Source organism: Sulfitobacter sp. BSw21498 (assembly GCF_006064855.1).
Taxonomy (GTDB): domain Bacteria; phylum Pseudomonadota; class Alphaproteobacteria; order Rhodobacterales; family Rhodobacteraceae; genus Sulfitobacter.
Genome location: NZ_CP040753.1, coordinates 2,736,772 through 2,758,773, shown reverse-complemented (window position 1 = coordinate 2,758,773; position 22,002 = coordinate 2,736,772). Strand labels below are relative to the sequence as shown.

The window sequence follows — 22,002 nt, the reverse complement described above, 5'->3', positions numbered from 1 at the left end:
AGATGGGTTATCGCGTCGTCATCGCGGGTGCCACAGGTAATGTGGGCCGTGAAATGCTGAACATTCTGGCCGAGCGCCACTTCCCTGTAGATGAAATCGTGGCTCTTGCTTCGCGCAAGTCTATGGGATCCGAAGTCAGCTTTGGCGATAAGACACTCAAGACGAAAGACTTGGATACGTTCGACTTTACGGGCTGGGATATGGCGCTGTTTGCCGTCGGGTCAGAGGCGACAAAGAAATACGCGCCCAAGGCTGCCAAGGCCGGTTGTGTCGTGATCGATAACTCTTCGCTGTACCGCTACGATCCGGATATCCCGTTGATCGTACCAGAGGTGAACGCCCACGCGATCCACGATTACGCCAAGAAAAACATCATCGCGAACCCGAACTGCTCTACCGCGCAGATGGTTGTCGCGCTTAAGCCGCTGCACGACCGCGCCACGATCAAACGTGTTGTCGTGTCGACCTACCAGTCGGTGTCCGGTTCGGGCAAGGACGGGATGGACGAGCTGTGGGACCAGACCAAGTCGATCTATAACCCCACCGACAGCAAGCCGCCGCGCAAGTTCACCAAGCAGATCGCCTTTAACGTGATCCCGCATATCGACGTCTTTATGGACAGCGGCGACACGAAAGAAGAGTGGAAGATGATGGTTGAGACGAAGAAAATCATCGATCCCAAAATCAAGGTCACAGCGACCTGCGTGCGCGTCCCCGTCTTTGTTGGCCACGCCGAATCGATCAACATCGAATTCGAGGACCATCTTGACGAGAACGAGGCCCGCGACATCCTGCGCGAAGCCCCCGGCATCATGGTGATCGATAAGCGCGAAGACGGTGGCTATGTCACCCCCGTTGAATGTGCCGGTGATTTCGCGACCTTTATCAGCCGTATCCGTCAGGACAGCACGATCGATAACGGTCTGAACCTGTGGTGCGTGAGCGACAACCTTCGCAAGGGTGCCGCGCTGAACGCCGTGCAGATCGCTGAACTGCTGGGCCGCGAAGTGCTGAAAAAGGGCTAAGCTCCCTACCCTGAATTAAACAAAGGCCAGTGCGATGCGCTGGCCTTTGTTATGTCCGACTGCCGGCGGGCGACCCTTGGCTCATGCAGCGTTATGCGCGTCTGACACGGTCGCAAAATCAAACCACAGTTTTTGTTGCCGGTACCCGCCTTTGATCAGATGCCCGTGACCCAGCACTTCGGGGAAATCCTCTGCCCAGTCACGGTAGCGATCATTTGTGACCACGACGGCCCCCATCTCGCGCGCAGCGGTCAGGATATACGGATCCGCCGGAGAGCCGCTCGGTACGACCATCACCTGATCCACCGGCAGCTTGAGCATCGCCGCAAGCGCCGCATCGTCCTTAAAGGCATTCGTCAGCAGGTACCCTGCGTTTGCATCGAACACCACGCCCGTCTTGAAACCAAGGTGCGTCAGGGTGCGCACCACATCCTGCACTGGCGCGATCGACGGCGTGCCGCCCCACCAGTACATGACGTTTGACCCGTCGATCACCACCGCCCCGCGGGCACTGCGCCGGGACTGACCCGCCAGCCAGACCCGCGCTTCGCGCAGCAGCAAGATCGCGCTGGCGATGGCGCTTGGCCCCGCCAGCAAGACGAGATCCCCCCAGACAGGCTGGGAGGTCGCGATAACCGTGCCAATGATCGACACCAACAGTAAAAGCGCAGGAACAATCACACGTCAGCGCCGCCAAAACCGCGCTGGCCTTGCTGGTCCATTATACCGGCCGGAACATCTTCTTGTCGGCGCTATAGCATTCCAGCCCGCCTTCGCCGATGTTGTGCCACAGTCCGTGCAATGTCAGCTCGCCCGCATTGACCTGCTCGGCCACAAAGGGGAACGTCATCAGGTTTTCAAGCGAAGTCATAACAGCGTGTTTCTCAAGCTGGCGCGCCTGCTCTTTCGGGTCTTCGATATCCGCGACAACTTCGTATTTCGGGCGCAGGATATCCATCCACCGTCCGACAAAACTGTCTTTGGCGTCCAGTGCCGGAGCATTGCCCTGACACATATCCAGACAGCCCTGAACACCGCCACAGCTGGAATGGCCCAGCACGATTACATGCGCAACTTTCAACGCCTGAACCGCATATTCAACCGCGGCAGAGGTACCGTGCTGCTGGCCGTCGGGCTGATAAGGTGGCACCAAGTTGGCGATATTACGGTGAATAAAAAATTCACCCTGATCTGCGCCAAAGATTGACGTCACATGAACTCGGCTGTCGCAGCATGAAATGATCATCGCACGGGGATGCTGCCCGTCGCTGGCCAACCGTCGGTACCACGACTCGTTTTCAGCGTAACTGGTTGCTTTCCAACCGAGATAGCGCTGAACCAGGTAATTCGGGAGCGGTTTCGCCTTATCCATCTGTGTCTCGCCTTTACTAAATTTTAACCGAAATACCCTGAATTCGCATCGTATTCGAGCGAAAACGCACGCGGCCGTTAACGAACTGGACATCATTTGGCCGACATAGTGCCGATGCGCTGTGGGGGCGTTATGATGAGGTGACACGAATGTATGTATTGCAAATGCGGCCAGTCGAACAAGTCCGCGTAGATCAGGAACGTCTGGGTATTTTATATGACCAACTGGGCGAAACAGGGGCCGAGGATGTGGTTTGCCGCGCGATGGAGGAATTGGCCCTGCGCATGTCACATTGCAATCGCCTATACCAAGCGTCCAACTGGCCCGAACTGCGTAAAAACTGCCGATCCCTGATCGCGATTGCCGAACAGGTCGGGCTGGAAAAACTGGCGCATGTCGCGGGGAATGTCATCTGCGCGATAGACCAGACCAGCCCGGTTGCCATTGGCGCGACGCTGACGCGGTTGATCCGCATCGGCGACCGGTCGCTGACCGCGATTTGGGACACGCAGGACTTCCCCCTTTGACGGGCTTGCAGCGGCACAGGATACGTCTAGGCTGCGGGCGAATACCACGCACGAAAGGCCTTGCCCCATGCCCGCTCTCTTCGCCGATCCCACCGCCTCTGCGATTCCGCTTCATCTGATCGGGTGCGACGCCCTGCCAGGCTGGCTCGACGGCCAGCCCGCCGCAGTGCGTAAATGGGTCGAGGTGCAGGGGTTCACCGGTGCCTTGGGACAGGCCCTGACGCTGCCGGGCGATGACGGGTCGCTTCGCATGGCGCTGGCGGGGTATGGCACAGCCAACAGCCGCACACGGGGGCGCTTTCATCTTGCAGGGGCCGCGGCCAAGCTGCCCAAGGGTGACTATGCGCTACACGCCGACCTATCCCCGGCTGACTTGGCCGTTGAAACGCTGGGTTGGTTGCTCGCCTCATACCGGTTCGACCGTTACGCCACGCAATCGCCGATGGCCGCACGCCTTGTCGCGCCAGACGGAGTTGACGCCGATCACATCCGCGCCCTCGCCGAAGGGGAAATGCTGACCCGCGATCTGATCAACACGCCTGCCTCTGATATGGGGCCGCCCGATCTGGAAGACGCCGCGCGCAAGCTTGCTGACCGACACGGGGCCCGCATCACTGTGATCACCGGCGACGATCTGCTGACCCAGAACCTTCCCCTGATCCACACCGTGGGCCGCGCCGCCGACCGCGCACCCCGCCTGATTGATATGAACTGGGGCAACAGCGGCAAGACACTGACGCTTGTCGGCAAAGGCGTCTGCTTTGATACCGGCGGGCTGAACCTGAAGCCGGGCGCTTCGATAGGTCTGATGAAAAAGGACATGGGCGGTGCGGCAGCGGTGCTGGGGCTGGCGCATATGATCATGGCCACGGGAATGGACGTGCAGCTACGCGTGCTGATTCCCGCTGTTGAAAATTCGGTCTCCGGCAATGCCTTCCGCCCGCAGGATATCCTGACATCACGCAAGGGCCTCACGGTCGAAATCAACAATACCGATGCCGAAGGGCGGTTGGTGCTGGCCGATGCACTCGCACTGGCGGATGAGGACAAACCCGACCAGATCATCTCTATGGCGACGTTGACCGGTGCCGCGCGGGTCGCTGTGGGTCCTGATCTTGCGCCCTATTTCAGCGATGACCCCGATTTCATCGCCGCACTTGAAACCGCCGCGGTCACGCAGGCGGACCCCGTCTGGCGCATGCCGTTCCACGCGCCCTACGAACCATTGATCGAACCCGGCATCGCCGATCTGGATAACGCCCCCTCGGGCGGGTTCGCGGGCTGCATCACGGCGGCCCTTTTCTTGCGTCGCTTTGTCACCGACAGCCCTTACGCGCATTTCGACATCTATGGCTGGCAACCCGCCGCAGCGCCCGCCCGCGCCAAAGGCGGCGTCGGACAGGCAACCCGTGCGCTACATGCCAGCCTTGGGACGTTTCTATCCAAATGACCGACCGCCGTCTGTCTCCCAACCCCGCGCTCATCACCCAGAAAACTACGGCGCAAATCATCGTGCCGGTCACCGATCTTGACCGCAGCCCGACTTGCCCCCGCGACCGGCAGGCGCTCTACGGTGAGATGCTGACCGTGCTGGATCGCGTCAACGGCAGCGCCTATGTGCAACTGACCAAGGATAGCTACTGCGGCTATGTCAACGAAACTGCCATCGGCCCTGTGACCACACCAACCCATGTCGTGACCGCACCGGCCACCCACGCCTATGCCCACGCCGACCTGAAATCACCCGATGTCAGTGCGCTCAGCTTTGGCAGCCGTGTTGCCGTGACCCAGACAGAAGGCCGGTTTGCGCAAACCGCGCTCGGCTATATCCCGACCCAACATCTTGCGCCGCTGCCGCACCACTTTAGCGATCCCGCCGCCGTGGCCGAGATGTTTTTGGGCACGCCATATTTGTGGGGGGGGAACAGCCGCTGGGGGATCGATTGCTCGGGCCTCGTGCAGGCCGCTTTCCTTGCCTGCGGCATTCCTTGCCCCGGCGACAGTGACCAACAGCAGTCCAGCTTTGCCGACCCCGTGCCCGATTCAAGCCATACCCCCCGCGATATCCGGCGCAATGATCTGCTGTTCTGGAAAGGTCATGTCGCACTCGTGCTTGACCCCACCACGATGATCCACGCAAACGCGCATCACATGGCCGTCACACGCGAACCCGTTCAGGACGCGTTGACACGTATCGCCAAAATCGACGGCCCGCTGACCGGACACAAACGCCTAAGCCCTTCCAAATGGCCTTAGATCCATCCCCGGTTACCGCGCACGCGATCGGTTAGTTGTCTACCGAACGGATCATCTTGCGCTCGAGCACCCGCAGCACGGAGGCAAGGTCCTGACCGCGCCGCAGCACTTGCCCGTTGGCACCAATGACTGCGTACATCCCCTGTTTCATCCGCAACTTGGGGCGCTTCTCGATGCGGTACAGTGGTATCTCGGCGGTCCTGCGAAAGATCGAAAACACAGCAACCTCTCGCAGCAAAGAGATGCCATAGTCGCGCCATTCACCCGCCGCGACCATTCGGCCGTAAAGCGACAGGATCGGGCCAAGTTCGGTCCGGTGAAAGGAAACCTGCTCGGGCGCGCGTTCGTTCTGCGGGTGTGAGGGATGGATATGCACTGTCATACTTTGACAGTTGCGCCCTTCGACGCTCAAATCAAGAGAGCCCGCAGATCAAATCTCTTGAACGCGTTACATTATCTGTGCAAGCATTCAAAATGTGAAACATAAAGGCCCGTCATGACCCCGCAACTCCGTGCTGAAAAATCCGCTGCCGCCATGTGGTCAACCGATACAGCAAGCCAGTCGTTGGGCATGCGGATCGACCATATCGGCCCCGGAGAGGCAGACCTGTCGATGGTGATCACCCCGGTCATGCTTAACGGCCACGGCATCGCACACGGCGGGTATATCTTTACCCTCGCGGACAGCGCATTTGCCTTTGCCTGCAACAGCTACAACCAGCTTGCCGTGGCCCAACAGAACCAGATTTCCTACCTCGCCCCCGGCAAACCGGACGAACGACTGCTGGCAACAGCGCGGGAACAATCAAAAACCGGACGCTCCGGCGTTTATGACGTGACAGTCACGGGGGAGGACGGGCGCACCATCGCCTTGTTCCGTGGCCTGTCACGCACCATCAAAGGCCATCATTTCGAGGAGGAAATGACCCCATGAAAGACCTCACGCCCGCCCGATCATCCCTCGACCCGATCGAGCTTGCCAGCCGCGATGAAATCAGCGCCCTACAGCTGGAGCGGCTGAAGAAATCACTGCACCACGCCTATGCGAACGTCCCCTTTTACCGCCAAAGCTTTGACACAGCGGGCGTACACCCCGACGACCTACACAGCCTGTCGGATCTTGCAAAGTTCCCCTTCACCGTTAAAACCGATCTACGCGATAATTACCCTTTTGGCATGTTCGCCGTGCCCCGCGACCAGCTGGCGCGCATCCATGCGTCATCGGGCACGACGGGCCAGCCAACGGTCGTGGGTTATACGAAAAACGACCTCGCCAATTGGGGAACTGTCATGGGGCGGTCCCTGCGTGCTGCGGGGCTCAAACCCGGCGACATGCTGCACAATGCTTACGGGTATGGGCTGTTTACGGGCGGGTTAGGGGTACATCTGGGGGCTGATAACCTCGGGCTTAGCACGGTGCCGATCTCGGGCGGGATGACCCCGCGGCAGGTGCGCCTGATCGAAGATTTCAAGCCCGACGGCATCACGGTGACGCCTTCTTACGCGCTATCGATCCTCGACGAATACGCGCGTCAAGGCATCGACCCGCGCCACTCCTCGCTACAGGTGGGTATCTTCGGGGCCGAACCCTGGACCAACGCCATGCGGATCGAGATTGAACAGGCGTTCGATATGCACGCCGTTGATATCTATGGCCTGTCCGAGATCATGGGCCCCGGTGTCTCTTGCGAATGCGTCGAGACCAAGGACGGGCTGCACATCTGGGAGGATCATTTCTATCCCGAAGTGATCAACCCCGAAACAGGCCAGCCCGTAGCCGACGGCGAAAAAGGCGAACTGGTGTTTACATCGCTCACCAAAGAGGCGTTTCCGATCATCCGCTACCGCACCCGCGACCTGACCCGCCTGCTGGCCGGCACCGCGCGCAGCATGCGCCGGATGGAAAAAGTCACCGGCCGCAGCGACGATATGATCATCCTGCGCGGCGTCAATGTTTTCCCCACGCAGATCGAGGAAGCCCTGATGGCGACACCCGGACTCGCCCCGCATTTCCAGATCGAGCTGAGCAAACCGGACCGGATGGATCAGATGCGCGTGCTGTGCGAATGTGCCGACGCCACCGTTGGCGGACTCGCCCGTGAGGCTGCAGCGCAACAACTGGCCGCGCAGATCAAAGAGACCGTGGGCATCAGCGTGCAAATCGACGTGGGCGATGTGAACAGCATCACCCGCTCCGAAGGCAAAGCCGTGCGCATCATCGACAACCGCCCCAAAGGCTAGCCGCCGCAGCGCGCCTGCAAACCCATCGGCCGCGCACGCCACCACGCGGTCGATCTAGACCTCTGAAATTGCGGGGACGCTGCCGAATAGACTGCCACGCTCCGCCCCCTGAACTGACAGCGTCCCCCACCCAAAGCAGATGTATTTGCATCACAGCACTGTTGCCCCGTTGCACGAAGCACAAGCAGCCGCTACCAATTCCACATGCTGGCGATCTTTCTCAAAACACTGCCCTTTTTCGCGCTGATCGGTCTGGGCTATTGGGCCGGGCGCACACGGTTCTTCACCGCAGAAGCCACGGCCTATCTGACCAAGTTCGTCTTCTATTTTGCGCTCTCCGCCATGCTGTTCCGCTTTTCTGCCAATCTGTCCCTGGCAGAGGTCTGGGACACACGGCTTGTCGCGGCCTATCTGTGGGGAACAGGGTTCGTCTATGGCATCGCCACGTTGGTCGGCTTTTGGCGCGGGCTTGACGTTCCCAGCACCGCAATGGAGGCGCAATGCGCCGTCATCGGCAACACCGGCTTTCTTGGCGTCCCCATGCTCACGCTTTTGCTCGGGGCAGAGGCAATCGGCCCTGTGGTACTAGCACTGGCGGTAGATCTGATCGTCTTCTCCAGCCTCATCGTCATCCTGATCACCGGGTCGCGCGACGGCCAACTTAGCTTGCGCGCCTTGCGCACCATTGGCTTGGGGCTGGTGAAAAACCCGATGATCGTTGCGATGACATTGGGCTTCTTCTGGTCCGGCCTGCGCATCCCCATTCCGGCCCCGATGAATGACTTTCTGGCGATCCTGGGCGGTGCGGCAACCCCTGGCGCGTTGTTCGCAATCGGCGCCTCGCTGGCCACAAAATCTGCCGAAAAACTGCACGTTGCAGGCTGGCTGTCTTTTTGCAAGTTGGTGCTGCACCCCGCGTTTGTCGCCCTTGCTGCGCTGTGGCTGTTCCATGTGGACCCGTATAAGGCAGGTGTTATCATCGCCACCGCCGCGCTGCCCGTTGCGGGCAATGTCTATATGCTCGCCCAACACTACAACGTAGGGCCGCAACGTGTCTCTGCTGCGATACTGGTGTCAACGCTGTTCAGCATCCTCAGCGTCAGTCTCGTGATCGCATGGGTGACGGGCCTGTAGCCTTCACCCTTTTCGCAAATACGCGCCGCGCAGCGTCCCGCCCTTGCCGCCCGCGTCGATGCCCGATAGCCATATACCAACCAGACACAGGAGACGCCCGATGAAAACGATTTCCGAGAACACCAGCTTCAGAGGCACCCAAGGCGTCTATTCCCACCGCTCCACGGCCTGCAGCTGCGATATGACCTTTGCCCTGTTCCTCCCCGAAGAGGCCAAGCAGGGACCGGTACCGCTGATGTGGTTCCTGTCAGGCCTGACCTGCACCCACGAAAACGCGATGACCAAGGCAGGGGCACAGGCATGGGCCGCTGAACACGGGATCGCAGTCGTTTTTCCTGATACATCGCCGCGCGGGGATGATGTGGCCGATGATGACGCCTATGATCTGGGCAAAGGCGCGGGCTTTTATGTGAACGCCACACAAGACCCGTGGAAGCCGCATTTCCAGATGTGGGACTATATCGCCGACGAACTGCCTGCGCTGCTTGGCGAAAATTTCGCGCTGGATATGGACCGTCAGGCGATCTGCGGGCACTCGATGGGCGGGCACGGGGCGCTGACATTGGCGATGAACTTGCCGGGACGGTTTACCTCGGTCTCTGCCTTCGCACCGATCGCCCACCCCACCAGCAGCGATTGGGGTCGCAAACAGCTGGCCGCATACCTTGGCAATGACGAAACCACATGGGCCAAACATGACGCAACGCTTTTGATGGCCGAACGCGGTTTTGACGGCCCGATCCTGATTGATCAGGGCACGGATGATCAGTTCCTTGATCTGCTCAAGCCCGAAGCATTGGCCGAGGCGATAGCGAAGGCGCGCCAGAATGCCACACTGCGGATGCAACCGGGGTACGATCACAGCTATTTCTTCATCTCGACGTTCATGGAAGACCACATCGCGTTCCATGCCGACGCCCTGTATGCGCGATAGGCTGGGACAATGACCGCGCTTTATATCGACGCTGATGCCTGCCCCGTCAAAGCAGAGGCCGAACGCGTGGCCACCCGTCACAAGGTACGGATGTATGTGGTGTCCAACGGCGGGCTGCGCCCCTCGCAGAACCCACTGGTCGAAACGGTGATTGTCCCCGACGGCCCCGACATCGCCGACATCTGGATCGCAGACCGCTGCGGCCCTGGCGATGTGGTGGTCACGGGCGATATCCCCCTAGCGGCGCGCTGCGTCGAAGCGGGCGCACGGGTGCTGAAACACAACGGCGAAGCGCTGACCTCGGCCAATATCGGTAACGTGCTGGCAACCCGCGATCTGATGACCGACCTGCGCGCCGCCGACCCGTTCCGTCAGGGCGGTGGCAAAGGGTTTACAAAGGCAGACCGCTCCCGTTTTCTGGAAGCACTAGAGCGCGAACTTCGCGCGGCACAACGGTAGGGCTCGGGGCAGCAAGACCCCTTCGGACCCGGCAAAAGGAAGAGCACATGAAACCAGCAGCAGTCGTCTTTGACATTGGAAATGTGCTGATCGAATGGCAGCCCGAACGGTTCTACGATTCCGTCATCGGAGAGGAACGCCGCCGCGCCATGTTCGCCGAAGTCGACCTGCACGGCATGAACGACCGCGTCGACAGCGGGCAGCATTTTACCGACACGATCTATGCCGCCGCCGAGGAAAACCCCGCGTGGCGCGCCGAAATCCGCATGTGGCACGACCGCTGGATCGAGATGGCAGCGCCCGTGATCCCCCGCTCATTGCGGCTGAAAGAAGCGCTGCAGGCCAAGGACGTGCCTGTTTTTTCGCTGACCAATTTCGGCATCCAGTCCTATGATCTTGCGGCGCAGCACTACCCATTCTTGCGTGCGTTCGATCGCGATTTTATCTCGGGCCATATGGGCATGATCAAGCCGGACCCTGCGATCTATGCCGCACTTGAAGATACCTCAGGCCTGTCAGGCGACGCGCTGTTGTTCGCCGATGACCGCATTGACAATATCAACGCCGCAAACGCCCGTGGCTGGCAAACCCACCACTTCACCGGACCGGACGGGTGGGCAGACAGGCTGGTCACCGCAGGTCTGCTGACCGAGGAAGAAGCCGCATGACCCAGTTCGATATTATCCCCTTTGACCAAGGCGAGGCGCTGCTGGACTGGATCGGCCTGACCGATGCGCTGGCCGCCGGCCACAAACTACCGCGCGCCGAGATTTCGGATACGTTTTTGTACCGTGGCAAGGACACGCTGCTGAACCGCGCCGCCTGGATCGACGGGCTGGGGCTGGCCGTGAAATCCGCCACCATCTTTCCCGACAACCCCGCCAAAGGGGCACCTATGGTGAACGGTGGCGTGTCGCTTTATGCCGACGATCATGGCGCGCTCGAGGCGCTGGTGGATTTTCATCTTGTTACCAAATGGAAAACCGCCGGTGACAGTCTGCTGGCGGCCCGCAAGCTTGCCCGCCCTGACAGCCGCAAAATCCTGATTGTCGGCGCAGGCACCCAAGGGCGCGGACTGCATGCCGCCTATAGCGCGGTCTTTCCCGATGCCGAATTTACCGTGTGGAACCGCTCTGCCCCGAATGCGCAAGCGATGGCCCGCGATATCAAGGGTCTGAAGATCGCCGACAACCTTGAGACCGCCGTGCGCCACGCGGACATCATCACCAGCGCCACCATGTCGATCGAACCGCTGATCAAGGGCGCGTGGCTGCAACCCGGCCAGCACCTTGACCTGATCGGAGCCTATCGCCCCGACATGCGCGAGGTAGACGACGCGGCGCTGACCAAAACAAGACTATTCGTCGACAGCCTCGACACCACGGTTGACCACATCGGAGAGCTGAAAATCCCCATCGCCCAAGGGGTGCTTTCTGCCAATGACATCGTCGCGGATTACTATGATATGGGATCCTTTACCCGCCAGTCAGACGACGAGATCACCCTGTTCAAAAACGGCGGGGGCGCGCATCTGGACCTGATGACCAGCCGCTACATCCTTGACCGGTGGCGCGCGCGTAGATGATCTGGTTTCTCCTACTTGGTATGCTGGTGGTTGCGATCCCGCTTGTGATTGAACGCAACCGCGCCGAGATGGAGGACGCGGACCGGGGCAGCGCTTCTGGCCAGTTTGCAGAGCTGCCAGGCGGCGTGACCCACTATGAATGGATCGGCCCCGCCCAAGGGCCTGTTGCTGTCTGTGTGCACGGGCTGACCACCCCCAGCCTTGCCTGGCGCGCTGTGGCCCGGGGGTTGGCATCGATGGGCTATCGCACTTTGACCTATGATCTTTACGGGCGGGGATATTCAGACCGCCCTTCCGGACCGCAGGACCGACAGTTCTTTATCAAACAACTACAAGACCTGCTGGAAGACCAGGACGTGACCGGCAGTTTTACCCTGTTGGGCTATTCCATGGGGGGCTCCATCGCGTCCTGTTTTGCCGCCGCCTTCCCCGACCGGGTCGAACGGCTGATCTTGCTGGCACCGGCAGGCATGGGGCTGGCGCACAACAAGCTGGTAGATTTCATGGCCAAAACGCCGGTTATTGGCGATTGGCTGATGCTGGTGCTTTTCCCACCCACATTCCGCCGCGGCATCAAGGCCGAACGCGACACCCCCGTGCAGGTGCCACATATCCATGACCATCAGGCAGAGCAGCTGGACTATAAGCATTATGTTCCCGCGGTGCTGGCCAGCCGCCGCGGTATTCTGGCTGACGTGCTACGCGACGAACACCGCGCGATCCAGTCGTTCGACATCCCTGTACTGGCGGTGTGGGGCGACGAGGATCGGGTGATCCCCGCTTCAGCCATTGGCAGCCTCGCCGAATGGAACCGGACCGCCGAACACGAGGTGATCACAGGTGCGGGCCATGGCCTGCCCTATACCCACGCGCCCCAGATTGTCGCGGCGATCAGGGCGCATATCAGCGCAACGCCCTAAGTCGTCACCAGTCCGGGCAACCGGCGTTCGCGGATCGGCAGATGGATCAGTGCGCTAAACGCGCCGACGGCCACGCCGATCCACCACACGACCGTGTAATCGCCGTAAGCATCGTACATCCGCCCGCCCAGCCAAACGCCTAAAAAGCTGCCCAATTGATGGCTGAAAAACACAATTCCGTACAGCGTGCCCATATAGCGCAGCCCATAGATATGCGCGACCAAACCACTGGTCAGCGGCACCGTTGCCAGCCACAACGCCCCCATGCCGACAGAGAACAGAATGACCGATACCGGCGTGATCGGCAGCATAATGAAGAGCGCCGCGATCACGGTACGCCCCGTATAAATCGCCGCCAAAAGGTATTTCTTGGAATACCGCTTACCGGCCCACCCCGCCAGCAAGGTACCGGCGATGTTGGCCAGACCAATCAGCGAAATCGCAACCGCGCCAAGCGCCGAAGTCGTCGTGATCCCGATATTATGCAGCACGCCACCGGCAAGGATAGGACCGCAGAGCTCTGTCACGAAGGCGGGGAAATGTGCGGTGATAAAAGCCAGCTGATACCCGCAGGAGAAAAAGCCGATAAAAATGAAGGTAAATGTCGGATCGCGCAGCGCTTTGCCCAAGATTTGTGACAGGCTTTCTTCCAGCTCGGCCTTGCTTGCCATGGCAGGCGTGCGCATCAACGGCAGCGTCAAAAGCATCGCCATGATCGCGCCGGCAAAGACGAGGAATGTCGCCTGCCAGCTGAGGAAACCCAGCAGCCATTCAGCCACCGGTGCCCCAAAGACCTGACCCGCGCTGCCCGCAGCGGTGGCGATGGCCAGCGACATCGACCTGTTTTCGGCGGTAGAGGCGCGGCCAACCACAGCCAGAATAACGCCAAATCCCGTCCCCGCGATCCCGAAGCCGACCAGCCACGCATAGGTTTGATGTTCGATGGGGGACACGGAATTGGCCGATAGAACCAGCCCCACGGCATAGATCACGGACCCGATGATGATGGCGCGACGGTCACCGATTTTTTCTGCCATCGCGCCAAAGATCGGTTGCCCGATGCCCCACGCGAGGTTCTGGATCGCGATGGCTAACGAAAACTCTGATCGGAGCCAGCCGAATTCTTCTGCGATCGGGATTTGAAACACACCAAAGGATGCGCGCACGGCGAAGCTGACCATGATGATCAAACACCCGACGATCAGCACTGGTGTAAAGATTGATGCGTTCTTTTCCACGACGCCCCCCGAAGCTGTTGTCGCCACCGTAGCTTTGAAACCGAGAGGGTCAATTTCAATCATACGGTCAGGTCGGCCTTCAGTGCTTCTTTTCAAAGCAGGTGGCACGTTGTAAGTCGGGGATATGACCGATTTACGTTCCATTTACGAAGACCGAATTGCCGATGGCAGCCTGTCGCCAGATGCGGCACAAGAAGCCGTTTTGCCAGAGCTGGACCGCATCCGAAGTGCGTTGATGGCCCCGCAGAAAAAAGGGTTTTTCAAACGCGCACCCGAACCGCCACAGGGTCTTTACCTTTGGGGGGGTGTGGGGCGCGGCAAGTCGATGCTCATGGATATGTTCGCAGCGAATATGGGCGATGTGCCTACGCGGCGCGTGCATTTTCATGCGTTCATGCAGGAAATTCACAACGCGATGCACGAGGCCCGGAAAACCGGTGTGGATGATGCTATTGCACCCGTGGCGGCAGAGGTCGCGGCAAATGTGAAGCTGCTGGCGTTTGACGAGATGCAGATCAGCGACATTACCGATGCGATGATTGTCGGACGCCTGTTCGAAGCCCTTTTCGCCGCTGGCGTGGTTGTGGTGACGACCTCGAACCGGATACCGGATGATCTGTACAAAGACGGGCTGAATCGTCAGATTTTCTTGCCCTTCATCGAATTGATCAAAGAGAAGATGAAGGTGATTGAGCTTGCCAGTCCGCGGGACTACCGACAGGACCGGCTGGCTGGTACGAAATCCTATTTCACCCCCGTCAATCCTGAAAGCCGTGCTGCGATGGATGCTGTCTGGAACGATCTGGCCGGCGGACCGGGGGAGGAGCTGGTCTTGCGGGTTAAAGGTCGCGATGTGGTGGTCCCGGAGTTTCGCAACGGGGTGGCCCGCGCCAAGTTTCACGCGCTGTGCGGTCAGCCCTTGGGTGCAGCGGATTACCTGACCTTGGCAGAGGCCGTGCGCGTGTTGATGCTGGATGACATCCCCAGCCTTGGCAGGTCGAACTTCAACGAGGCAAAGCGTTTCGTGACTTTGATTGACGCGCTTTATGAAGCCAAGGTGCGGTTGATCTGTTCTGCATCTGCCGAACCCGAAATGTTGTATCTAGAGGGTGAGGGTACCTTTGAGTTTGAGCGTACAGCGTCCCGTCTGCGCGAAATGCAGGCGGAAGGCTGGGGCGCTTAATTGCGCTGCTGCCCCCCTGAGGTCACCCAGCTGCTTGATGGGTCAAACGCTGCCAGACGCACTGGTGCAGCCTGACTGTGATAGAATGCGACCGACCGGTTGATCCGCTGGCCTTCCTGCGATGTGGCTTGTTGATCGCTGGCCGCATCACGAGCTGCAAGTGCTTTGCGTTCCGCAATAACAACCGAGGTGAGAAAACCAGCAGTATTGAATGCACCTGACGGGGTTGTCAGCGCCAACGGAACATTGAAATCGCCCTTGGCTGCCGCGCTATTTAATAGGGTGTCGATATAGCTGTCCGACCGTTCTGTACTGATTGCCCAGATCAAATAGGATTCAAGCACTTGTCCCTGTCGTGTGTCGTCAAAAGACTGCACGATCGCGCTTACCGCATGGGCGACGTCGAACGAAGCATCCTTGTGCATCTTGTTCAGCAGCGCTGCCGGCGACAGCGGCACAAAGGCGGGCCCACCGACAGACGGGCGTGACACCCCCCCGTTGATATAGCCCTGCACAACATTAGCGCCATCCGCCGACCGCCAGTGATCGACGATGAACGTCACCCCTATAAAGATCGCAATCAGTTGTAGATGTCCGAAAGCGATCCTGCGCAGCGCAGGGAAATTCTGATATGGTTTGATCATTGCATTGGCCCCCCAAAGGCAAAAAGTTACCCTCGGAACCTAGTACGCAAATCCCCTATAAATCGTAAATATAGCCAATTCTATTAGTTAAAACGCTATCCGTTTTCCCGCAAAATCGCTCCGGCCAGATAAAGCGATCCACAAATCAGCACCCGTGCATGAGGCACATCCGCGACGATCGTCGCTAGTGCCTCGGCCACCCCGAGCGCTTCATGTGCGGACAATCCGGCCTCGGCTGCAGCCCGCGCGGTTTCTTCTGCGGGCAGGGTCGCCGCCTCTCCCGGAATGGATACCGCAAACAGCTTTTCTGCATGCCCCGCCAATGGGCGCAGATAGCCGCCGATGTCCTTTGTATTCAACATGCCACAAATGAGATACGTCGGCCGCGCGGGAAGTGCGTCCAGGACAGCCGCGATCGCATCGCCCGCAGCCGGATTATGCCCCCCGTCCAGCCATAATTCAGCCTTGGGTGCGCTGTCGACCAATGGCCCTTCGCGCAACCGCTGCATTCGTGCAGGCCACGCGGCACGGGTGACGGCTGCCTCGCAGGCCTCGGCCGAGACACCCAACTGCCTTAGCGCTGCCAAAGCCGCACCCGCATTAGAAATCTGGTGTGCGCCCAATAGGTTAGGTTTGGGCAGGTCAAGCAGCCCCGCGTCATCCTGATAGACCATACGACCGGCCTCTTGCCCGACATGCCACTGCTGGCCGTAGGCGAGGATCGGGGCGTGATGGCGGGCGGCTTGCGCCTCTATCACCTCGAGGGCCGCGTCTTGTTGAGGGCCGACAACGCAAGGGACGCGCCGCTTGATGATGCCAGCTTTTTCGCCTGCGATCTCGGGCAGGGTCGTGCCCAGAAACTGCTGGTGATCGATGGACACCGGCGTGATCACTGTCAACGCAGGTTGGTCCACAACATTCGTCGCATCGAGACGCCCGCCAAGCCCGACTTCAAGCAAGGTATACTCCGCCGGAGTACGGGCAAACGCCAGCAGTGCGGCGCAGGTTGTGATCTCGAAATATGTAATGCTTTCGCCATTGTTCGCGGCATAGCATTCATCCAGCAGTTCAGTCAGCGCGGCTTCGGAAATCAGCGCTCCGGCAAGGCGAATGCGTTCGTGAAAACGCGCGAGATGCGGTGAAGTATACGCATGCACGCGATGGCCATCGGCCTCAAGCCCGGCGCGGATCATTGCTTGGGTAGAGCCCTTGCCGTTGGTCCCAGCGATGTGGATGACGGGCGGCAGATCATTCTGTGGGTTACCCAAAGCATCAAGCAACCGCCACATGCGATCCAGCGTCAGATCGATGATCTTGGGATGCAGCGCCATCATGCGCGCCAGCACTGCATCCGATGTCTTCTGCGTCATTTCGCTTTGGCGTTCGAAGCCGTACCCTTGGTCGGCGCAGCAACAGCTGGGGTGTCGGCCTCAGGTGCGGGGGTCAACGCATGGGATAGGTCGCCGCCCTCGGTGGGTGCCGGCAGATCACCCCGTACCGCAGGAGGCAGCTTCATCAGCATGCGCGTGATATCTATCAGCTCGTCGCGCATCTTTGTGCGCGGCGTCACGCGGTCCAGCATCCCGTGATCCAGCAGATATTCGGCACGTTGGAACCCTTCGGGCAGCTTTTCGCGGATGGTCTGTTCGATGACCCGAGGTCCGGCAAAGCAGATCAGCGCATTAGGTTCGGCAATCTGCACGTCGCCCAACATCGCATAGCTCGCAGTGACGCCGCCCGTGGTGGGGTGCGTCAGCACGACAATATAGGGCAGCCCCGCTTCTTTCAGCATCTGCACAGCGATCGTCGTGCGGGGCATCTGCATCAGGCTCAGGATGCCTTCTTGCATACGCGCGCCACCTGCTGCGGAGAAGAGCACTAGCGGGCATTTCAGCTTTACCGCCTTTTCGGCGGCGGCAATGATGGCGTTCCCGACATACATGCCCATGGACCCGGCCATGAACGAGAAATCCTGCCCCGCCGCAACGATTTGCGTGCGGCCGATTTCACCGGTGGCGACCAGCATAGCCTCGGCTTCGCCCGTCTGCTTTTGGGCGGCCTTCATGCGGTCAGGGTATTTCTTTTGATCGCGAAAATGCAACGGGTCCGGCGTTGGCGCGGGGACTTTTACCTCGGTAAAAATGCCGCCGTCGAACAACGCTTTGAACCGTTCGCGCGGGGTAATCGCCATGTGGTGACCACAGCTGGTGCAGACGTTCAGGTTGTCCGACACCTCGCGGTGGAACAGCATGGTGCCGCATTCTTCGCATTTCGTCCACAGATTGTCCGGCGTCTCGCGACGCGAGAAGATCGAATTAATCCGGGGACGGACGTAGTTGTTGATCCAGTTCATGGTGAACCTTTGCTTCCAGTTTCGCTTTCCAGATAAGCTGACGCGATGTAAATTGCAATCAACGCCGGATCGCCAGCCGCGCGGCAAGCCAGCTGACCATCATCAGCGCGAAATCGACGGGCAACCAAGCGCGCAAGGCCTCGGTGTCGTTCATTCCAAAGGGGGTCAGATACAGCGCCAGACCCGACAGATCATCAGGCATAGAGGTGATCACGATGGCCGCGACATTATTACAAAAATGCACGGCAATAGCGGGCCCCAACGACCCCGCCCGCGCAGTCAGATCCGCCATCAGCATGCCAAAAACACCGGCCCACAGCGCGATAACCAGCGCATTTTCGCCGGCCTGATCAGGCAGATAGTGGCCAAGCGCGAAAATCACCGCCGGCAACACCATCCACACCAGCGGCGAGCTAAACCGTGCCGCAAGCTGCTGTTGTACATATCCGCGAAAGACGATCTCTTCGGCACTGACCTGTACGAGCACCCCCAACAGAGAAAATGGGAGCAGCAGCAGCCACGTGCCAAGCGCAAGGTTGGGCACATAGGGTGCCCCAAGGTTCCACGGTGGCAGCAGATATGTGACCACCCCCAGCAGCACCAGTATCTTGAGCACGGACCAGAATTGCGGTGCCACCAGATGTGCCGGCCCCATCAGGCCGCGCACGGGACGTTTGTGGATCAGGCGCGCCACCACTGCCACGCCGACAGTCATCAGGCCGAAACTGCCAAGCAGCAAAAGCATCGCCATGGGCGTTTGGCCCGTCAACAAACTGTCATAGAAACCATCCGCACGCGGGCCCATCAGTTTGAACAGCGTCGTGAACATCAGGTTGTTCAGCAGCAGATAGATCGCGGTTGCCGCCAGAAATCCGACGATCAGACGCCACGGTGCTGCCGAAGGAATCGCCGGCGCGATAAAGGCTTTGTGGGCAGCGTATCGGGTCACGTGGGGTCATCTCCTACGGGCGGGGGCAACGGTTCATCTTCGCGCGGGATATCCACCCGTGCCGCACGAAGCAAGTCGGCGGCGTTGGTCAGGTGGCCCGACACCGTCCGCAGGAGGCTCAGCAGAATGACACGGTCGTTTTCGACCACCGATCGGAACTGATCTGCCCCGATCCGCAGGAACCGGCTGTCTTCAAGCGCGACAAAATCCATCTGCCGCGGCTCGTTGACGATGACCGCAAGGTCACCGATCAAGCGGCCCTTTTCGACGGTCGACACGTGATGCGCCAAGCCTTCGGGGTCACGCCAGGTCAGCTCTCCCTTGCCCGCCAGACACAGATATACGGCATCCGGGCGCTGGTCCTGCGCAAAGATCACCTCTCCTTTGTCGACAGAGAACCACTGCGCTGCAAAAGCCAGCAGCCTTTGATTGCGCGAGTCGAGGTTTCCGAACAATTCGTTGCGCGCGATGATCCGAAGTTTGCGCCGTAAATCATCGGAAATACTGTCATCCTGGTTCGGCGTATCGACCTGTGCCAGACCATCAACGCGCCCGCCGCGTATTTTGATGTAGACGTCAAAATCATCGGGATTGGCGAATGTGGTGTTCATGAAAATCTGGGTCGTTTCGGGCAGCAGTTCACCTATCTTGTTGCGCAAGCGCGAAAGACCTTCGGCATCATGACCCGCGAGGGACTGGTTCAGGATCAAAATATCCGGGCGCTTCATCGCTGCGCGGCTGAACCCTGCCCGTTCTTGAAACATCGTCGATATGTTCGACCCGCCGATACTGACTGGTAGATCAAAGACATTCAGCGCCACATCCTGTTGCAGACCGTGTTTCTTGAACACATCCGACACCACATCAAGGATAAGATCAGCCTGCAGACCCGCCACAGCAGATATCCGGCCGTACAGCGCGTTTTCAAGCACAGTCAGGCGCGGCAAATATTGGTCGGACGCAATCGGTACGAACAGGTCGCGTGCCCGTTCGCGCATCGCGGCCCCCTGATTTTTACGGATCCTGAGGATTTCATCCTTAAAGGTTTCGGGAAATGCAGGGCCGATCTGTTCGGCGGTGAAGGCAAAGGGCACCGTCAGAAGCAGCGAAAATTCATCCTCGCTTAGCGCTTCGTCACCGTTGGCGCGGCGGCGCAGCGCAATGTCGACCAGTTGATCGTACAGCTCTTCTTCGATGCCAAGGGCGGTAAACAGCGGGTGGTCTGTGCCATCCCGGCCAAAGGTTTGGTGCAGCGTTTCCACCAGCGTCTGGGAAATCGCGATCCCCTGCTCGGCAAGCCCCTGTTCAATGATCATCGCCAGAAAGCTGCGTTCCAACGCGAGACCGGCTTGCGAAATGCTGCGGATCGGCGCGGCGAACATCAGGTTACCCCCAAGCGCCAACGCCGGGTTGAACCGGTCGGGATCAAAGCGGTGCACCACTTTATCAAGCCCCTGTTCCTTGAGCCGCTCGTGCACCTCGTCACGCAAGGCTACGACACGCGCCGCAAGTTCGGGGTGTTTCTCAGGATTCATCCGGTCGACGGCCATGGCGCGGAACATCACGTCCTGGGTGCCCACGGCGCTGACCAGTTGATACCACCAGTCATAAATATCGGAGCGGGTGTTCAAATTGGCCAGCCCCGGATCCAGCCAATCGGCTTTGGTGCTGTCCAGACTGTTGCCCGATCGCTGCGTTTCTATCGCCGCGCGGTCGGTCATTTTCGGGTCCCACAGCACGGTCTTGGGGCTCGACCTGAGCGACATCAGCAGGTTATCCCCGACAGTGCCCTGAAACAAATAGGGGTTCGAATGGGCATAGCCGATGCGTGCGGCCAACACCGCCTGATGCAGCTCTGCAAGATTATGCCCTGCCATGGTGATCCGACCGCGGCTCGGTAACGCCTCTCGGGTCAGAAGCTCTGCCAAGGCGGTGCGTTCGGTCTGGTTGGGCATCTCGATTGCCACCCGTGCGCCCTTGGGAATCTCGAGGTTGAGATCGTCCAAGATCGTATTACCATCCGGTGTGCGCAGGGACACGTGTTCAAGCACGATAGCTCCGCGCAGGTGGGGGATTTCGGCAGGCTCGCCCTCGAACAGGCTTGCGTCAATCTCTCCGCGTGGCGCAAACCGTTCAACGACCACATCCCACCGCAGCGACATATCCTGCGTTTGGTTGTAGTAGGTTAGCAACTCTTTCCACGGGCTGGACAAATCCTTGTAGGCTGCCAGCGCCGCGACCAGCGCGCCCACGGTGATCTGTCCCTTAATCGCAAGATAGCCCCCGACAGCATAGAAAAAGAACGGCGTAAGCTGGGTGATGAAGTTGTTCAAAAACTTCATAAAGAATTTCTTTTGGTAGATCTGAAAGCGGATCTCGAACAAGTACCCCAGCCGGTCGGTGAACAACGCCAAACGGTAGCGCCAGCCGCCATTGGTGCGCAGGTCCGTGATGCCGGCCGCGGTTTCGCCAATCTCCGACGACAGGTGCCGCACCTCTCTGATGCGGTCTTTGTTCAGCAGGTTGATCTGCCGCTGCAACATCGGGATCAGATAGGCCTGCAACGGGATCAGCGCGACGCCTGCCAGTCCGAACCACGGGGATTGCAAAAAGAGGAACAGCAAGATGATCAACATCTGCCCCGCCTGAAATACGGGTTGGGCAACGGCATCGCCCATCAACCCCCCCATCGGCTCCGCCTCCGAGGTTACCATCGACACCAGTTCGCCTTGGCTGGTATTTTCGTAATAGCTGCGTGGAAACCGCATCATGCGGGCGATCAGCTGATACCGGAACCGCCGCAAAAGCCGTTCAGCCAAGACGCCTTTCATCGTGTTCAGACGCATCTTCATCAGACCGTGGATCAGCACCGCAAACAGATAGGCAAAACACAGCAGCATCAGGAATTGCACCTGACTGAACGACATTCCAAAGGCGTCGATCACATCCGTCTCGGCCCCGATTGCGTCGTTGATGATACGCTTGGGCAGTTCGAGTGTGACATAGAGGAAGGGGAAGGTAATCAGCGTCAGGACAAGCAAAACCAACTGTTCCCGACGGGAGTATTTCCAAATAAAGGAAAAAATCGACTGCTCCATGCAGGGTCGCTTTCGCTAGGGGGCGGCACAGAGCCAAGGTTCGGCTAAACACCTACGCGCAGAGCCCCCGCTGTTCAACTGGTG

Annotated in this window: 22 protein-coding genes; 13 read left to right on the top strand and 9 right to left on the bottom strand. The window is 59.5% G+C overall.

Translation table 11 applies throughout. The annotated features are described in order from the left end of the window. The first annotated feature begins 2 nt into the window (after positions 1-2). Positions 3-1,025: an aspartate-semialdehyde dehydrogenase gene (locus E5180_RS13335; protein WP_138924811.1), complete on the top strand. Its 1,023-nt coding sequence runs from the start codon at positions 3-5 to the stop codon at positions 1,023-1,025. A gap of 81 nt (positions 1,026-1,106) precedes the next feature. On the opposite strand, the gene E5180_RS13330 is transcribed toward E5180_RS13335, so the two are convergent. Both E5180_RS13330 and E5180_RS13325 read right to left on the bottom strand, forming a co-directional pair. After that, a complete protein-coding gene (locus E5180_RS13330; protein WP_138924810.1) occupies positions 1,107-1,706 on the bottom strand; it encodes an NYN domain-containing protein in 600 nt (199 codons plus the stop codon). A 40-nt stretch (positions 1,707-1,746) separates the two neighbouring features. Next, positions 1,747-2,397 (bottom strand): carbonic anhydrase, encoded by a 651-nt coding sequence (locus tag E5180_RS13325; protein ID WP_138924809.1) that lies wholly within the window; start codon positions 2,395-2,397, stop codon positions 1,747-1,749. 149 nt (positions 2,398-2,546) lie between these two features. Here E5180_RS13325 and E5180_RS13320 point away from each other — a divergent pair, with 149 nt between their 5' ends. The 3 genes from E5180_RS13320 (at position 2,547) to E5180_RS13310 (ending at position 5,180) form a co-directional block, all read left to right on the top strand. After that, on the top strand, positions 2,547-2,924 hold the full coding sequence (locus tag E5180_RS13320) for a hypothetical protein (protein WP_254700483.1): 378 nt from the start codon (positions 2,547-2,549) through the stop codon (positions 2,922-2,924). 67 nt (positions 2,925-2,991) lie between these two features. Continuing rightward, positions 2,992-4,374, top strand: coding sequence for a leucyl aminopeptidase family protein (locus E5180_RS13315; protein WP_138924808.1), 1,383 nt, complete (start codon positions 2,992-2,994; stop codon positions 4,372-4,374). Then, on the top strand, positions 4,371-5,180 hold the full coding sequence (locus E5180_RS13310; RefSeq protein ID WP_138924807.1) for a C40 family peptidase: 810 nt from the start codon (positions 4,371-4,373) through the stop codon (positions 5,178-5,180). Before E5180_RS13315 ends, E5180_RS13310 begins: the two co-directional genes overlap by 4 nt. Before the next feature lie 31 nt (positions 5,181-5,211). Here E5180_RS13310 and E5180_RS13305 read toward each other — a convergent pair whose 3' ends face one another. Next, the gene (locus E5180_RS13305; protein WP_138924806.1) at positions 5,212-5,562 is read right to left on the bottom strand and encodes a DUF2794 domain-containing protein; all 351 of its coding nucleotides are present in this window, start codon (positions 5,560-5,562) and stop codon (positions 5,212-5,214) included. 114 nt (positions 5,563-5,676) lie between these two features. On the opposite strand from E5180_RS13305, the gene paaI reads away from it, so the two are divergent. The 8 genes from paaI to E5180_RS13265 all read left to right on the top strand — a co-directional run bounded on the left by paaI (position 5,677) and on the right by E5180_RS13265 (position 12,453). Beyond that, entirely contained in the window at positions 5,677-6,114 is a 438-nt protein-coding gene (gene paaI, locus E5180_RS13300) for a hydroxyphenylacetyl-CoA thioesterase PaaI (RefSeq protein ID WP_138924805.1), read from the top strand. Beyond that, entirely contained in the window at positions 6,111-7,421 is a 1,311-nt protein-coding gene (paaK, locus tag E5180_RS13295) for a phenylacetate--CoA ligase PaaK (RefSeq protein WP_138924804.1), read from the top strand. The genes paaI and paaK overlap by 4 nt, the downstream gene beginning before the upstream one ends. A 204-nt stretch (positions 7,422-7,625) precedes the next feature. Then, positions 7,626-8,555 carry an AEC family transporter gene (locus E5180_RS13290; RefSeq protein WP_138924803.1) on the top strand — a complete coding sequence of 310 codons (930 nt, stop codon included), beginning with the start codon at positions 7,626-7,628 and terminating at the stop codon, positions 8,553-8,555. A gap of 100 nt (positions 8,556-8,655) precedes the next feature. After that, complete coding sequence (gene fghA, locus E5180_RS13285; RefSeq protein ID WP_138924802.1) at positions 8,656-9,489, top strand: S-formylglutathione hydrolase; 834 nt, start codon at positions 8,656-8,658, stop codon at positions 9,487-9,489. 9 nt (positions 9,490-9,498) lie between these two features. Then, positions 9,499-9,948 (top strand): YaiI/YqxD family protein, encoded by a 450-nt coding sequence (locus E5180_RS13280; RefSeq protein WP_138924801.1) that lies wholly within the window; start codon positions 9,499-9,501, stop codon positions 9,946-9,948. 47 nt (positions 9,949-9,995) lie between these two features. Beyond that, positions 9,996-10,616 carry an HAD family hydrolase gene (locus tag E5180_RS13275; RefSeq protein WP_138924800.1) on the top strand — a complete coding sequence of 207 codons (621 nt, stop codon included), beginning with the start codon at positions 9,996-9,998 and terminating at the stop codon, positions 10,614-10,616. Beyond that, positions 10,613-11,533, top strand: coding sequence for an ornithine cyclodeaminase family protein (locus E5180_RS13270; protein ID WP_138924799.1), 921 nt, complete (start codon positions 10,613-10,615; stop codon positions 11,531-11,533). The genes E5180_RS13275 and E5180_RS13270 overlap by 4 nt, the downstream gene beginning before the upstream one ends. Then, positions 11,530-12,453, top strand: coding sequence for an alpha/beta fold hydrolase (locus E5180_RS13265; protein ID WP_138924798.1), 924 nt, complete (start codon positions 11,530-11,532; stop codon positions 12,451-12,453). Before E5180_RS13270 ends, E5180_RS13265 begins: the two co-directional genes overlap by 4 nt. Here E5180_RS13265 and E5180_RS13260 read toward each other — a convergent pair. Further along, a complete protein-coding gene (locus E5180_RS13260) occupies positions 12,450-13,634 on the bottom strand; it encodes an MFS transporter (protein WP_441351452.1) in 1,185 nt (394 codons plus the stop codon). The two genes, E5180_RS13265 and E5180_RS13260, sit on opposite strands and share 4 nt — an antisense overlap. 181 nt (positions 13,635-13,815) lie before the next feature. Between E5180_RS13260 and zapE the strand changes: the two genes are divergently transcribed. Continuing rightward, positions 13,816-14,874: a cell division protein ZapE gene (zapE, locus tag E5180_RS13255; protein WP_138924797.1), complete on the top strand. Its 1,059-nt coding sequence runs from the start codon at positions 13,816-13,818 to the stop codon at positions 14,872-14,874. Here the strand turns inward: zapE and E5180_RS13250 are convergent. The 5 genes from E5180_RS13250 to E5180_RS13230 all read right to left on the bottom strand — a co-directional run bounded on the left by E5180_RS13250 (position 14,871) and on the right by E5180_RS13230 (position 21,918). Next, positions 14,871-15,518 (bottom strand): hypothetical protein, encoded by a 648-nt coding sequence (locus E5180_RS13250; protein ID WP_138924796.1) that lies wholly within the window; start codon positions 15,516-15,518, stop codon positions 14,871-14,873. The two genes, zapE and E5180_RS13250, sit on opposite strands and share 4 nt — an antisense overlap. Positions 15,519-15,613: 95 nt before the next feature. Further along, a complete protein-coding gene (locus tag E5180_RS13245; protein ID WP_138924795.1) occupies positions 15,614-16,888 on the bottom strand; it encodes a bifunctional folylpolyglutamate synthase/dihydrofolate synthase in 1,275 nt (424 codons plus the stop codon). Then, a complete protein-coding gene (accD, locus tag E5180_RS13240) occupies positions 16,885-17,871 on the bottom strand; it encodes an acetyl-CoA carboxylase, carboxyltransferase subunit beta (protein WP_138924794.1) in 987 nt (328 codons plus the stop codon). The genes E5180_RS13245 and accD overlap by 4 nt, the downstream gene beginning before the upstream one ends. 58 nt (positions 17,872-17,929) lie before the next feature. Continuing rightward, the gene (locus E5180_RS13235) at positions 17,930-18,820 is read right to left on the bottom strand and encodes a CPBP family intramembrane glutamic endopeptidase (protein WP_138924793.1); all 891 of its coding nucleotides are present in this window, start codon (positions 18,818-18,820) and stop codon (positions 17,930-17,932) included. Then, positions 18,817-21,918 (bottom strand): ABC transporter transmembrane domain-containing protein, encoded by a 3,102-nt coding sequence (locus E5180_RS13230; RefSeq protein ID WP_138924792.1) that lies wholly within the window; start codon positions 21,916-21,918, stop codon positions 18,817-18,819. The genes E5180_RS13235 and E5180_RS13230 overlap by 4 nt, the downstream gene beginning before the upstream one ends. Between the last annotated feature and the right edge of the window lie 84 nt (positions 21,919-22,002).